The 13,871-nt window shown below is 59.2% G+C and carries 12 protein-coding genes and 2 pseudogenes; 2 read left to right on the top strand and 12 right to left on the bottom strand.

Annotation, left to right across the window (positions count from 1 at the left end):
- Positions 1-29: 29 nt before the first annotated feature.
- Positions 30-233: a hypothetical protein gene (locus OMP40_RS23640; protein ID WP_277538210.1), complete on the bottom strand. Its 204-nt coding sequence runs from the start codon at positions 231-233 to the stop codon at positions 30-32.
- Here OMP40_RS23640 and pepF point away from each other — a divergent pair.
- Positions 217-2,014 (top strand): annotated as a pseudogene (gene pepF, locus OMP40_RS23635) (oligoendopeptidase F). The gene OMP40_RS23640 and the pseudogene pepF overlap by 17 nt on opposite strands.
- Positions 2,015-2,153: 139 nt before the next feature.
- Positions 2,154-3,284: an HD-GYP domain-containing protein gene (locus OMP40_RS23630; protein ID WP_277535116.1), complete on the top strand. Its 1,131-nt coding sequence runs from the start codon at positions 2,154-2,156 to the stop codon at positions 3,282-3,284.
- Here the strand turns inward: OMP40_RS23630 and OMP40_RS23625 are convergent.
- The 11 genes and pseudogenes from OMP40_RS23625 to OMP40_RS23575 form a co-directional block, all read right to left on the bottom strand.
- Positions 3,281-3,826: a DNA-deoxyinosine glycosylase gene (locus tag OMP40_RS23625; protein WP_277535115.1), complete on the bottom strand. Its 546-nt coding sequence runs from the start codon at positions 3,824-3,826 to the stop codon at positions 3,281-3,283. The two genes, OMP40_RS23630 and OMP40_RS23625, sit on opposite strands and share 4 nt — an antisense overlap.
- A gap of 96 nt (positions 3,827-3,922) precedes the next feature.
- Positions 3,923-4,714, bottom strand: coding sequence for a carbohydrate ABC transporter permease (locus OMP40_RS23620; protein ID WP_420872074.1), 792 nt, complete (start codon positions 4,712-4,714; stop codon positions 3,923-3,925).
- A 39-nt stretch (positions 4,715-4,753) separates the two neighbouring features.
- A pseudogene (locus OMP40_RS23615) lies at positions 4,754-5,636 on the bottom strand (carbohydrate ABC transporter permease).
- Between the two features lie 91 nt (positions 5,637-5,727).
- Complete coding sequence (locus OMP40_RS23610) at positions 5,728-7,146, bottom strand: extracellular solute-binding protein (protein ID WP_277535112.1); 1,419 nt, start codon at positions 7,144-7,146, stop codon at positions 5,728-5,730.
- Positions 7,147-7,369: 223 nt separating this feature from the next.
- Positions 7,370-8,011 (bottom strand): fumarylacetoacetate hydrolase family protein, encoded by a 642-nt coding sequence (locus OMP40_RS23605; RefSeq protein ID WP_277535111.1) that lies wholly within the window; start codon positions 8,009-8,011, stop codon positions 7,370-7,372.
- Positions 8,012-8,024: 13 nt separating this feature from the next.
- Complete coding sequence (locus OMP40_RS23600; protein ID WP_277535110.1) at positions 8,025-8,771, bottom strand: glycerophosphodiester phosphodiesterase; 747 nt, start codon at positions 8,769-8,771, stop codon at positions 8,025-8,027.
- Between the two features lie 28 nt (positions 8,772-8,799).
- A complete protein-coding gene (locus tag OMP40_RS23595) occupies positions 8,800-10,173 on the bottom strand; it encodes a CapA family protein (protein WP_277535109.1) in 1,374 nt (457 codons plus the stop codon).
- A 176-nt stretch (positions 10,174-10,349) separates the two neighbouring features.
- Positions 10,350-11,960: a response regulator gene (locus OMP40_RS23590; protein WP_277535107.1), complete on the bottom strand. Its 1,611-nt coding sequence runs from the start codon at positions 11,958-11,960 to the stop codon at positions 10,350-10,352.
- On the bottom strand, positions 11,932-12,876 hold the full coding sequence (locus OMP40_RS23585) for a sensor histidine kinase (protein ID WP_277535106.1): 945 nt from the start codon (positions 12,874-12,876) through the stop codon (positions 11,932-11,934). Before OMP40_RS23585 ends, OMP40_RS23590 begins: the two co-directional genes overlap by 29 nt.
- Positions 12,779-13,204, bottom strand: coding sequence for a hypothetical protein (locus OMP40_RS23580; protein ID WP_277535105.1), 426 nt, complete (start codon positions 13,202-13,204; stop codon positions 12,779-12,781). The genes OMP40_RS23585 and OMP40_RS23580 overlap by 98 nt, the downstream gene beginning before the upstream one ends.
- Positions 13,167-13,817 carry a hypothetical protein gene (locus OMP40_RS23575; RefSeq protein ID WP_277535104.1) on the bottom strand — a complete coding sequence of 217 codons (651 nt, stop codon included), beginning with the start codon at positions 13,815-13,817 and terminating at the stop codon, positions 13,167-13,169. The genes OMP40_RS23580 and OMP40_RS23575 overlap by 38 nt, the downstream gene beginning before the upstream one ends.
- Positions 13,818-13,871: the final 54 nt, after the last annotated feature.

Below are 13,871 nucleotides of genomic sequence, written 5' to 3'. Positions count from 1 at the left end.
GATATACTACGTCGGATTGCCATTCGTTGCTAAACGGAGGTCCGTCCGATGAAAATATCCGCGAAGCCGCTGGCCGTCCTGCTCTCGGCCGCGATGCTGTCCGCGTCGTGCGCGCAGGCGCAAGCCGGAGAAGCCGCCGATCGGGGCGGCAGCAAGACGACGATCGCGCAGGCCGAAGCCCGCAGCGAATCCAACGTACCGAGGAGGCTAACCAAGATGAACGAAGTGCTCAAACGCGGCGAAGTGCCCGCCGAACACCGCTGGCATCTGGAGGACATTTACCCGGACCAGGCGGCCTGGGACCGCGAATACGCGCAGGTGCGCGAGCAGATCGGCGAGATCGCGTCCTATCAAGGCAAGCTGAAGGACGCAGCCGCCATCTCCGCCTGCTTCGCCAAGGACGACGAGCTGTCGCTGCTCGCCGAACGCCTCTACGTCTACGCGAACATGCGCAGTCATGAAGACATGGCCGACTCCAAGTATCAGGCGCTCTCCGAAAAAGCCAAAAAGCTGAGCGTCGAGGCCGGCGAAGCGACTTCCTATATTACGCCGGAGATTTTGAGCTTGTCCGAGGAGACGCTCAAGGCGATCATCGCGGATCCTTCGCTCAAGCCTACATACCGGCGCACGCTCGAGGAGATGCTGCGGCGCAAGCCGCATACGCTCACGAAGAGCGAGGAGTCGCTGCTCGCCCAGGTCGGCAACCTGTCCCAGGCGCCGAACACGATCTTCGGCATGCTGAACAACGCCGACATGAAATTCCCGAAGGTGAAAAACGAAAAAGGCGAGGAAATCGAACTGACGCACGGCCGGTACATCCAGTTCCTCGAAAGCCGCGACCGCGGCGTGCGCGAGGCGGCCTTCAAGGCGGTATACGACACGTACGGCAAATGGCGCAACACGCTCGCCGCGACGCTGAACGCGAACGTGACCAAAAACCTGTTTTACGCGCACGCCCGCCATTATCCGTCCGCCCTCGAGATGTCCCTCTTCGGCGACAACATCCCGGCGAGCGTCTACGACAACCTGATCTCGACGATCCACGACCATCTGCCGCTCATGCACCGCTACATGGCGCTGCGCAAAAAGCTGCTGAAGGTCGACGAGCTTCATATGTACGACCTGTTCGCGCCGCTCGTCGAAGCGTTCGACATGGACATCGGCTACGAGGACGCCAAAAAAGACCGTATACGACAGCCTGAAGCCGCTCGGAGACGACTATCGCAAGGTGCTGCAGGAGGGCTTCGACAAAGGCTGGATCGACGTCTACGAGAACGAGGGCAAACGCAGCGGCGCTTACAGCTGGGGCGCTTACGGCACCCACCCGTACGTGCTGCTCAACCACAAGGACAATCTGAACAGCATGTTCACCCTCGCGCACGAGATGGGACACGCGCTGCATTCGTACTACTCCGACGAGAGCAACGAATACCGCGACGCGCAGTACACGATCTTCCTCGCGGAAGTCGCCTCGACGTTGAACGAAGCGCTGCTCATGGATTACCTGCTCGACAAGTCGAAGGACCCGAAGGAAAAAATGTACTTGCTCACGTACTACGCGGATCAGTTCCGCACGACCGTGTTCCGCCAGACGATGTTCGCCGAGTTCGAGAAAATCGTCCATGCGAAGGCCGAGAGCGGCGAATCGCTCACGCCCGAAGCGCTGTCGGCGATCTACTACGACCTGAACGTCAAGTATTACGGCACAGACATGGTCGTCGACAAGGATATCGCGATGGAATGGGCGCGCATCCCCCACTTCTACACGAGCTTCTACGTGTACAAGTACGCGACCGGCTTCTCGGCGGCGACCAGCTTCGCGAAGCAGATCCTGAGCGAAGGACAGCCCGCCGTCGACCGCTATCTCGGTTTTCTGAAGAGCGGCGGCAGCGACTACTCGATCAACATTCTGAAAAAAGCGGGCGTGGACATGTCGACCCCCGCCCCGATCGAGCAGGCGCTGAGCGTGTTCGAAAGCCTGATCGAGCAAATGGAGCAATTAACAGAGAAATAAGACCTAAACCATATGCGACTTTAGAACGCCCGCCTTTCGCGGGTGTTCTTTTTTTTATACTGCCGAACCATAACTCGGCAGGAATCGAGCGCTATCGACACGAATAGATACACGGAATGTTGACGGGGAGAGGGATAGGATGCTGCGGAAGGACTTGACGTCCGAACAATTGCTGACCATTATATTCGAATATATGGCCAAGATCTCGAGCGAATCCAAGCTGGACAAGGTGCTCGTGCTGATGGCCAACATGGGCCGCGAGATGATCCTGGCCGACCGCTGCACCGTATGGCTCATCGACGAATCGAGCGGCGAATTGTACACGACCGTCGCGCATGGCGTCAGGGAGATCCGGATCCCGATCGGTTCGGGCCTCGTCGGGCACGCTATCGCGACCGGCGAGCCGGTCATCATCGAGGACGCCCGCCACGATCCGCGCCACAACGCGGAAAACGATCGCAAGACGGGGTACCAGACGAAGTCGATCATCACGATCCCGTTCAGGAACAACGACGGCGAGACGATCGGCGCCTATCAGGCGATCAACAAGATGACCGAAGCCGGCAAGTTCACGGACTACGACATGAACCTGCTCTCGCTCGCCGCCTCTTACGCGGGCAAATCGCTCGAGTCGGTCATGCTGCACCAGGAGATCGCGGACACGCAGCGCGAGATCATCTCCACGATGGGCGAGATCGGCGAGATCCGGTCCAAGGAGACGGGCAACCACGTGCGGCGCGTCGCCGAATATTCGTACGTGCTGGCGAAGGCGTACGGGCTGTCCGATCGCGAGGCCGAGACGCTGCGCGACGTGTCGCCGATGCACGACATCGGCAAGGTCGCGATTCCCGACGCCGTGCTGAACAAGCCGGGCAAGCTGACCGACGAAGAATACGACATAATCAAGTCGCACACCCGGGTCGGCCACCAGCTGCTCAAAGGCTCGCGCCGCGAACTGCTCGCCGCGGCCGCGATCATCGCCGAGCAGCACCACGAGAAGTGGGACGGCAGTGGCTATCCGCACGGGCTCGCCGGCGAGGACATCCACATTTTCGGGCGGATCACCGCCGTGGCCGACGTGTTCGACGCGCTTAGCGCGGAGCGCGTATACAAGGCCGCCTGGCCGCTCGAACGCATCGAGAAGCTGTTTCGCGAGGAGCGGGGAAGGCACTTCGATCCCGCCGTCGTAGACGTTTTTTTCGATAAGCTGGACGAACTGGTAGACATCCGCGACCGTCTGAACGACGGATTGAACGAAGAAGCCGGTTAACCGCCTTGCGCATCTCCCCGCGGCTTGACGAACGGCGACAGCGCCGCGAGCCAAGCCGCGGCCTTCTCCTCGAGCCCCTTGTGCTGCCGCGTCGGAATCGGACTCGACGACGGAACCTTGAGCACGGCGCGCCGCAGTACCTCCGGATGCATGCCGTGGTGCCTGTCCAGCGTTTCGTATGATTTCCCTCCGTTGCAAACGATGACCTCGATGCCCGGATACGCCCGCAGCAGGCCGGGAATATCCGTAGGCACGGCCTCCCTTATATCGGCATCCAGACTCCCTTTCCGTTCGCACGAAGCGATCGTATCCCAGAGCGCGCAGCCGTGCGCCAGCGCAAAACGAAGCCGATCCTCATAAGACGCGTCCGGCACGCCTGCGCCGTGGAGTCTGTAGAGGATCGGCCAAAAGTGGTTGCGGGCATGCCCGTAATAACGGCTCGCGGCGAGCGAAGCGGTCCCCGGCATGCTGCCCAGAAAAAGAAGCCGCGAATTCGCGTCGACGACCGGCGGCATGGCATAAACTTTGTTTGAAATCGCCATGTCGGCTCACCTCCATCCCTCCATTTTGTCATAGCCGAGAGGCGGAAGGCAAATCCAGAACGCTTTGGAAGAGAGCCGAAATGAGCCGATTCAAGCTTAGCCCTTGACGCTTCCCGCGGTCAGCCCTTCGATAATTTGCCGCTGCAGGAACGAATACAGGAGCAGCACGGGCAGCACGCTGAACACGATGCCCGTGCAGACGAGCGCGTAGTTGGTCTGGAAGGCGTCTCGGAAGCCGACCATGCCCGTCGGCAGCGTGCGGAGCGCGTCGCGGCTGATGAAGAAGTTGGCGAGCAGGTACTCGTTCCAGTTGCCCAGGAAGTTTACGATAAAAACGGTGACGAGGGCCGGAATCGTAAGCGGCAGAATGATCTTCCAAAACATGCGGATCGCGCCCATGCCGTCGATCGTCGCGGCCTCCTCCAGCTCGTGCGGGATGTTGTGCATGAAGGCGACGAGCAGCAATACGCTGAACGGCAGCGCGCCTGCCGTGTAAGGCAGGAACAGCGCCCAATGCGTATCGAGAATATGAAGATCGCGGACGAGGAAGTATTGCGCGATAAACAGTACGTTGCCGGGAATGAGCATGCCGACCAGCACGAGCTGATAGATCCATTTGCTGATCCGCGTCAGCTTCATGCGCGCCATGGCGAATGCCGTGGCGGCGGACAGGAGTACGCCGACGATGGCCGCGCTCGCGGCCAGGTACAGGCTGTTGAAAAAGTAGACGCTGATTTTCGCCTTTACCCAGGCTTCCTTGTAGTTTTCGAAAACCCAGGTTTTCGGCAGGCCGAAAGGGTGCAGCGCGATCTCCGTATTGTTGGCCTTGAGCGAGGAAAACAGCACGAACAGGAACGGCACGAGAATGATGACGACGTAAACGATCATGAAGAAGTGCGGGATGGTTTTTTTTGACGGCAACCGGCATCAGTACTCAATCCTTTCTTGTCTTCTCGCGATGAGCAGCTGATACAGCGCGGTCAGAATGAGCGCGATGACGAAAATGATGATGGATAGCGCGGAGCCGTAGCCGTAATCGCCGTACTTGATCGCTTTGTTGACCATGTAGGAGGCCATGACCTCGGTGCTGCCTGCGGGTCCGCCGCCCGTCATGACGAGGACGATGTCGACGACGCGCAGCGCGCCCGCGATCGACAGCATGATGACGACGTTGACGATCGGCCGGATCAGCGGCACGGTCAGGTACCAGGCGCGTTGGACGCCGGTCGCCCCGTCGATCATGGCTGCCTCGTCGATTTCTTTGGGAATGCCGAGGATCGCGGCCAGGATAAGAACGATATAAAAGCCCATCCACTGCCAGGCGTTCGTCAGCAGAATCGAGAACATCGCCCACTTGGGCTCGGCCAGCCAGTAGATCGGATCGATGCCGAACAGGCTCAAAAAGTTATTGAGCAAGCCCACGTCCGGATCGTAAATGTAGCCCCAAAGAATCCCGATGATCGAAGTCGACAGGATCGAGGGCATGAATACCGTCGTTTTGTAAAATCCTTGGAATCGCTTGACGTTGCTGATCAGCAGCGAAAAAAACGATGATGAGCGGCACCTGAATGCAGCAGGAAAACAACAGAATGATAAGGTTGTTCCAGATGGAACTGCGAAATTCGGCGTCCTTGAAGGCGTTCGCGAAGTTGTCCAGGCCGATGAACTGTCTGGCGTTCAGCCCGTCCCAATCGGTGAAGCCGAACACGAACGACGTGATCGTCGGATAAATAAAGAAAAGGAAGTACATCGCGACCGTAGGCACGACGAACAGCATGTAGACATAGGGATTTTTTAGCGTCGTTTTCATTTTTGCATCCTCCCCGGCCGTCTTCGAAGATATAGAGAAAGCGCCGCCCGCGCTGAACGGGCTGCGCTTCTCGATCGCTTCCGCCGGCGGCTTATTTCGCGGCGGCGTTTTCGGCGTCTTGCACTTTTTGGATGGCGTCGCCGACTTGCTGCGGCGTCGCTTTGCCTGCGATAAGCTTTTGCAGCTGCGTCTCGGTCTCGGTGTACACCTTGGACTGCACGACCGAGTCAAAGTGCGGGAACGTCTTGCCGGCGGACTTCAGTACGTCGAGCACTTGCTTGAGCAGCGGGTCCGTCACTTGCGAGATCGAAGCGTCGGACAGCTGCATCGATGGCAGGACGCCGTCCTCGAGCAGGCCGCGAAGCTGCATTTCGTCGGAATACATGTTTTTAATGAACGCCTTGACGGCGGCGAGCTCGTTGTCGTTCAGGTCGGCGGAGAAGCCGTAGCCTTCGCCGTAGTTGGCGTTGACTGCCGTTTGATCGCCTTTGCCGTTCGGAACGGCCGGGAGCGCCACGTAAGCGACTTTGCCCGCGATCGCGGCGCCGACCGCGTCGTTCTTAAAGGCCGAGTTGCGCCAGGAGCCGTCGAACATCATGCCGGCTTTGCCTGCGACGAAGTCGTTCAGCATGTCGCCGTACTCCTTGCCGAGCTCGCCTTTGGTGAAGTAGCCTTTCTTCTCCCAATCCGCGTAAAGCTGATAGGCGGCCACGACGTCTGGGGCGTTCCATTTGGCTTCGCCGGACTTGAAGCCCGGGATGGCGGCTTCGCCCGCGACGCGGCCGATGAGCGTGTTCACGAGCATATTGGGCACCCAGGCGCCCTTGGAGCCGACGGCGAACGGGGTAATCTTGTTCTGCGCCAGCGTGTCGGCCGCTTTGATGAGATCGTCCCAAGTCGTCGGCGGATTCAGGTTGTATTTCGCGAACAGCTCGGTATTGTAGAAAATGCCTTCGGTGTTGCCGCCGATCGGCAGTCCGTACACCTTGCCGTCCACGGAGAAAGAGTCGAGGACGTTCAGGAACTTGTCTTTGATGCCCAGCTCATCCAGGATCGGTGTCAGGTCGAGCAGCCGTCCGGCTTTGGCGTATTTCTGCGCGTCGCCTGCGCCGCCGAACAAAGAGAATACCTTTGGCGGGTTGCCTGCGGCCATCTCGGCCGGCAGCTTCGTGAAGCGATTGACGCTGTCTTCGACGCCGTCCAGCTCGAACTTCAGCCCCGGCACTTCGCTTTCCGTCTTTTTGACGACGTCGTCGAGGATCGCCTTGCGGAACTTCTGCGGCTCGCCGATCTGGATGTGACGGAGGGAAACCGTGAAGTTCTCGACCTTCGGCGGCTCGGAGGCGCTGGCGGACGGGGATGCGGAAGCCGAGGCGGAAGCGCTGGGGCTCGCGGATTCGCTTGCCGAAGGAGACGCGGCGCCGCCATTGTCGTTGTTGCCGCCGCAGCCTGCCAGCACGGCGGACATGGCGACCGATGCGGCCAATACGGAAGTCAGTTTCTTTTTCACTCGTTGACCCTCCCAAAGATTGGTTTGGCTTGCTTTTATCTTCTTCATTGTAAAAGGAATCGACCGGTATGTAAGGACGTCAAACCCCTAAAGGGGGGGATACAATCCGATAGTCGTTCATTGATAGCCAAAAAGGACGCGACAGGACGCGCCGGCATCCGGCACGCATCCCATATCGCGTCCTTTCGTGAAGCTGCATTTCAGGTCTACCGGAATCGAAACTCTAACGGAATCGAAACGTCCCCGTCCCGACGGCGTCGTCGCCCCAAAGAAGCTCGATCGCGTCGCCATCGGATAAACTGCCGACGCCCGCCGGCGTCCCCGTGAAGAGCAAATCGCCCGGGCCGATCCCGTACAGGTCGCCGACGTGAGCGGTCAGCGCAGCAAGATCGAACACCATGTCGTTCGCGTCGCCTCGCTGAACTTCCTTGCCGTTCAACCGCATGGCGAACGTCCGCCCCCGCTTCTCCGCATCCGCGCCATAAGGCAGCCAGTCGCCGAGCGGCGCCGAATGGCGGAAGCCTTTGGCCGCGAGCCAAGGGTAGCCCTTCGCCTTCAATTCGTCCTGTACGTCGCGCAGCGTCAGGTCGAGACCGACCGTAAAGTGCGTATACAGCTCGTGCGGCGCGATGCCCGGTTCGTAGGTCCTGCTGGCGAAAAAGACCAGCTCGGCTTCATAATGCACTGCCCCGCGCCCTCTCGGCAGTTGAACGTCGGCGCCGTCCAGCCTGACGACGGCATGCGAAGGTTTCGCGAAAATCATCGGGGAAGCGGGAACCGCGTTGCCCAGCTCAGCGGCATGCAGACGGTAATTGCGCCCGACGCAAAATAGATTACGGCAATCGACTGCCTGAGGTTTGGTCATGCTGTTGTCTCCTTCATCTGACGGCCGCAAGCCAACGGTCCGGATAGTTCGTGCAAAGTTGAAACGATTGCGAATAGACCGCCAGCTTGTTCAGCTCCCGCTGCTCGTTGACCGTCCAGGCCATCACATCGATGCCGGCGGCTTCGGTCTGCGCGAGCAATGCGACATTGACGTATTTGTAATTGATCGAAAGTATCGTGGCGCCAAGCGAATCGAGGACGGCCGCGATGTTGGACGGACGCTTGTCGAGGATGAGGCCGGTTCGCGTGCGCGGCGCATGGCGCCTCGCGGCAAGCAGCAGCGCATGATCGAAAGACGTCAAGATCGAATCCGCTTCCCGTCCCTGCGATTGCAGCAGCTCGCCGACCTTGCGGGCGAGCAAGTCCCTGTCGGGCTCGCCGTCCTTCAGCTCGATGTTGAGCCTGCATCTCCCGCGAGTGAGCTCCAACACTTGCGACAGCGTCGGAATTCCTTCGCCCGCGTACATGCGGTGGAACCAGCCGCCGGCATCGAGAGCGGCCAACTCGGCCGCGGTCTTGTCCCTCACCCTCGCCTTGACGCCGGTCGTCCGTTTGAGCGACGCGTCGTGAATCACGACGGGAATCTCGTCCTTCGACAGATGGACGTCCAGCTCGATCCATTCGACCGCCGGTTCGCTGAGCGCCAGCCTAAACGCGGCCATCGTATTTTCCGGGGCCGCCCCGGACCACCCCCGATGCGCGACGCACGGGTGCAAGGCTGCCTTTTCCGTCACATTCATCCGATTCGTCCTTTCTTTCCTTCTCCTTCTATTTTGCCGTAATGCGGCCTTTCGAATCTACGGATGCGCCGTACGAGACCTTGTTCAGCCGGGCCAGCAGCGCTGAGGCTTGCTCGGGCTCCATCGGTCCGGGCTGCGAGGCCTTGGCGTACATCGGATCGAACTTCAGCCGGCATTTGCCGTCCGCTGCGCACGTGGCGGTCAGCACGCCGGTATCCTGCGTCTTGGAATAATCCTGCTTCGTCGTAAAGACGAAGTTGCCCAAGCTGTACGCGATCCACTTGCCCTTATAGGCTTCAAAGCCTTGCAGCACGTGGGGATGGCTGCCGATGATCAGGTCGGCGCCCGCGTCGATCAGCGTATGGCCGACGTTGAATTGCGCCTTTTTGGGCGTGTCCGCCCGTTCGTTGCCCCAATGAACCATCACGACGACGATATTGGCGAGCTCGCTCGCCTTCTTGACTGCCGCCACGGCCCGGGTCGTATCGTACGTCTCGGCGACGCCCGGATGATCGGGTCCCGCCTTCCACGAGCCTTCCGGCACGACGTTCGATACGCCGATATAGGCGACCGTTATGCCAGTATGCTCGAAATAGACGGGCTCGAACGCCTCTTTGTCGTCCGCGCCCGATCCCATATGCTTGAGCTTGATATCGTCAAGCGCGTCCATCGTGTCGCTCAGGCCTTCCCAGCCCTGGTCGAGCGTATGGTTGTTCGCGAGGCTGACGACGTCGAAGCCGGCATTTTTGAGTCCGGCCAAGTATTCGGGCTTGCCCTTGAATACGAACTGCTTGTTCTGCGCCGGCGTGCCCCGCGTCGTGATCGGCGCCTCCAGGTTGCCGGCGGCGATATCGGCCGATTCCAGCAGCGGCTTCGCCAGCTTGAACGGATAGTCCACGCCGTTTTTTTCGATCAATGCGCCGACGGTCGACGCCGGCAAGATGTCGCCGACAAAAGCAAGCGTGACGGATGCGCCGGATGGCGCCGAATCGCCCGGATCGCCCGCCGTTCCCGCTTCGGGCGTAGCCGCGGGTACTTGGACGGAAGGGGAGGGCTGCTCGGACGCGCTATCGCCCGCGGGCGCTTCGCTCCCCTTCACTTCGACATCCGGTTCCGCCGAGGAGGAGGGCTCGGGCGTCTCCTCAGGTTGTTCGGATACAACGGGGGAAGCCGTGGGCTCGGCCTCGTTCGAATCTGGAGTCGCGGAGGCTGACGAAGAGGCGGATGACGAGGCCGAAGCGACGGGCGGCAGCGCCTCGCCGCCGTCTCCGTTGCCTGCGACGATCGCCGCGTATACGCCCACGGCCGCGATCAGCAGTACGGCAAGCGCCGCGATGGCGACGACAGGCCAACGGCGCTTCCGCTTGGCTTTTTGCTTGGATTGAACACGAGAATAGGACATTCGGATGAGACCTCCGCACGATCGCTTAATGCCCGTTATTATACCATAGACTCGAACGCCCAGGCGAAATGCAAAGCCCGGGATTCGCCGGCCGACATAAAGATACCGCCCCTCAGCGCGAAGTCTGATAGGCGGCAGCATTAAAAATAGCTACCGGTCAGAAAAAAATAACGCCATCATGATCGGCCGTGCGCGCCCGTCCTGTCTTGCGTTTGCTCCCTGTATTCCGAGGGCAGTTGCCCGGTAAACTTGCTGAACACCCGCGTAAAATACCTTCGCTCGGCGTAACCGACCATCTGGCCGATCGCCGTGATGCTCTTATCGCTGATGGCAAGCATCGACTTGGCCATCTCCATCCGCTGCTTGGTGACGTATTCGACGAACGTCTCGCCGAAGTGCTGCTTGAACAGAAGACTGAAGTAGCTGCCGCTGATTCCCAAATAATCGGCCATCGCATCGATGCTAAGGTCGGAGGACAGGTTGCGTTCGATATAATCGCGCGCCGACAGCATCAGAACGTCGCTCGTCTTCTTTTTCATCACATTGTCGATCGAACGGTCCACAAGCCGGTTAATGACGGTCAGCGTCTCGCGGATGCCCGGGTTGCGGTCGAGCTGCTTCCAACAATCCGTTTCGTCCTCCCCCTGTATGACGTCCATCGAACGCATCTCCCGCAGCAGATGAAGGCAGAGATAGTGAAGGATCGGTTGTACGCGCTCATACGAACCGTCCGGCAGTTGCCGGAAGCTCTCGTTCAATTCCCGCAGCGCGCCCTCTGTCTTCCGGCGGTCGCAGCGCTTCAGGCCCGTGACCATTTCCTCGATCCGGTCCCACAGTCGCTGGGAATGCTCCGATTGTTCCTTCGTCCGCTCGGGCACGATAACCGCATCGTCCCGTCCCCCGCTCAGGCTGAGCGAACGCTGCAGATTCTTGTAAGCCCGCGCCAGCTTTTCAAGCGATACGGGCGCCGGATGGAGCGCTACGCGTATTTGGATCTTGATATACCGCTCCACGGCTTCTCTCAACTGGCGGGCCCATTCCTCGCACTCCGCCCTGTCGAACGCATGCGCCGGCATGCGCTCGATCAGCACGCACCATTCCCCGTTTCGAACCTGCAAAGCGGTATATGGAATTTTTAGCGATGACAGATAATCCTGAAGGACATTATGGACCGCGAAATTCCATAGTTTTCGCTCTTTATCGTCCCAATTCCGTTCCTTCTGCGAATAGTCCGCCACGTCTGCGAGCAGCATCGCGAACGACAAATCCCCGGACAGCTCGTGCTGCTTCAGAAAAGGCTTTGTCGAGCTGCCTCCCACCTCGAGCAGCACGTCATAGAGCACCTTTTCGTAAGCAAGGTGAAACACTTGGCGCCATTCGCGCTGAATGTTTTGCTGCTCGGTCTTGCGCTCCCGAATGCCTTCCGCGAGCCTGCCGATCGTTTGTCCCAGCTCGTCGTAGTCCAGCGGTTTCAAAATGTAATCCTTGACCTCGTACCGTATGACGGAGCGGACATAACTGAAGTCCTGATAGCCCGTCATCATGATCACCTCGGCGTCCGAGCCCATCTCCCGCAGCGCCTCCAGAAACTGAATGCCGTCCATGACGGGCATCCGGATGTCGCACAGGATCAACTCCGGCGAATGCGCGCGCGCGATCGCCAGCGCCGCTTCGCCGTTTTTGGCCGTGCCCGCGATCTCGACGTCAAACTCCTCCCAAGGAATGACGGCCTGCAGATTTTTTAAAATGTTGATCTCGTCATCCACCAACAGCGCCTTTAATCTCACGTTCGCCGCCTCCCGACTCGCATGGTATGACGCATTTGATGATCGTCCCCTGTCCCGGTCCGCTGCACAGCATCAGTCCATAGTTCGGGCCGTATTGAATCCGCAGCCGATCAGCGACATTGCCTACGCCCATTCCGCGCCGCTCGCCCGTCTCAGGCGATTCCCCGTACAGCTGCTCTAGCGTCGTCACGCCGCTGGAGGCGAACAAGGCAAGCCGCTCATCGGAAATGCCGATGCCGTTGTCCTCGACGTAAAATACGATTTTCTCATCTTCAAAAGCCGCCGATACGCGAATTTTGCCTAAATAATCGATGCCCTCGAATCCATGCTGAATGCTGTTCTCTACGAGCGGCTGGAGCGTAAGCTTCAGAATCGAATGCGACATCAGCTCGGGCGGGACTTCGATCGAATATTCGAACAGCTCTTCGAAGCGGAATTTTTGAATTTCCAAATAGCTGCGCAGATGCTCCAGCTCCTGCTCGATCGCGATTTCTTCCTTCTGCGTAATGCTGATGCGAAAAATGTTGCCGAGCCGCTGCACCATTTTGCTTACTTTCCGTCCCTCGTTCTGTACGGCCAGTATGTTGATCGACTCCAGCGCGTTAAACAAGAAGTGCGGCTTGATCTGCGCCTGCAGGAGCATCATCTCCGCCTTCCGCTTGCGACGCTGTTCCATCGTTACGTCGTTGAGCAGCTCCGATACCCGTTCGACTAGACTGTTGAAGCCTTTGGCAAGGATAACCGTCTCGTCGTTGCCCGTCACGGGCACCCGCGTCGTCAGATCCCCACGCTCGACCTTCCGCATCGCCCCGACGACGCTAACGATAAAGCTGATCGTCCGGCGGACGAACATCAGGTTGAACACAAGCGCGCAGGCCAGACAGCCGATCGTGATCATGACGACATAACGGAGCATCGAAGCGAGATCTCCCGACAAATACCCCCAGTCCGTTACGGTCACCAGCGTCCAGTCCCCCCGTTCCGAGACGCTTGATGTCGCCCAGGTTGTGAACGGACACGAGACTTTTCTGGCCGTCGAACTTCATCTTTCGTGTCTGGAAATTCCGCGACATGTCCAGCTTGCCCTCCGGATCGGTCTCGGCGAACGACCGGCCTTCCGTCTTGCCCGCGCTGTCGTATACGACGACGCCGCCCCGTCCTACGATCAGGTAGCGTCGGTCGCCATCCCCTTCGGTATTGTAAAAATTAAACGTCCGCGCCAATTCGTTCATTCCGAAGCGCATGACGAGCACGCCTTTCGGCTGGAGCGTATCGATGTCGAGCAGGACGCGAATCTGCGTGAACAGGTTGTTGGCGCCCGTCAGACTCGCATCCTCGTTCGGACCGATCCACACCGGCGCGCCGTTTTTTTTTGAGCACTTCAGGGTAGATGGGGTTGCGCTCGAGTACGTCCCGCGGGATCGGTTCGTCGACGACGAACCTGAGGTTCACGACTTTGCCGTCGATATGATACAGCGTGACCGACTTAATCCCAGGGTAAGTAAGAAGAACCCTGCCGGTCAGCTTCTGTTTCTCGAGCAGCTCCTCGTAGTCTCCGCTCTCGGTATCTTTGGATTGATCTTGTTTGCCGCCGGTACTCTGCGCGCCCGCGCCCAACGCCTGCTCCACGCTCTCTACGCTGTCCTCCGTCGTCACCCAGAAATCCGAGAAATAATTGGCTTCCTTGATCATGTTGTTCAAATTGCGACCGATGGCGTTCATCGACAGTTCCATCTGATCCGAATACTTTTGCTCCGTAATATGCTGGAAGGCCAAATAAGAAATCGTCCCGAGCACGACGAGCGGCATGATAATAAAGAAAAAAAAGGCGGTAAATACGCGTTTGCCCAGACTCATCGGCCCCAGCCTTCCTCAATCCCGTACGATGCGGGCGATTGTTCGTCTAACTTC

It is taken from the genome of Cohnella rhizosphaerae (genome assembly GCF_029525575.1).
GTDB lineage: Bacteria > Bacillota > Bacilli > Paenibacillales > Paenibacillaceae > Cohnella > Cohnella rhizosphaerae.
The sequence above is the reverse complement of the archived record's forward strand: the minus strand, read 5'-3'. Positions and strand labels throughout refer to the sequence as shown.

Bases quoted from the DNA above. Each gene is read 5' to 3' on its own strand.
- OMP40_RS23630 (WP_277535116.1), top strand. From the start codon at position 2,154: ATGCTGCGGAAGGACTTGACGTCCGAACAATTGCTGACCATTATATTC.
- OMP40_RS23575 (WP_277535104.1), bottom strand. From the start codon at position 13,817: ATGAGTCTGGGCAAACGCGTATTTACCGCCTTTTTTTTCTTTATTATC.
- OMP40_RS23600 (WP_277535110.1), bottom strand. From the start codon at position 8,771: ATGAATGTGACGGAAAAGGCAGCCTTGCACCCGTGCGTCGCGCATCGG.
- OMP40_RS23605 (WP_277535111.1), bottom strand. From the start codon at position 8,011: ATGACCAAACCTCAGGCAGTCGATTGCCGTAATCTATTTTGCGTCGGG.
- OMP40_RS23595 (WP_277535109.1), bottom strand. From the start codon at position 10,173: ATGTCCTATTCTCGTGTTCAATCCAAGCAAAAAGCCAAGCGGAAGCGC.
- OMP40_RS23625 (WP_277535115.1), bottom strand. From the start codon at position 3,826: ATGGCGATTTCAAACAAAGTTTATGCCATGCCGCCGGTCGTCGACGCG.
- OMP40_RS23620 (WP_420872074.1), bottom strand. From the start codon at position 4,714: ATGATCGTTTACGTCGTCATCATTCTCGTGCCGTTCCTGTTCGTGCTG.
- OMP40_RS23580 (WP_277535105.1), bottom strand. From the start codon at position 13,204: ATGCGCTTCGGAATGAACGAATTGGCGCGGACGTTTAATTTTTACAAT.
- OMP40_RS23585 (WP_277535106.1), bottom strand. From the start codon at position 12,876: ATGCTCCGTTATGTCGTCATGATCACGATCGGCTGTCTGGCCTGCGCG.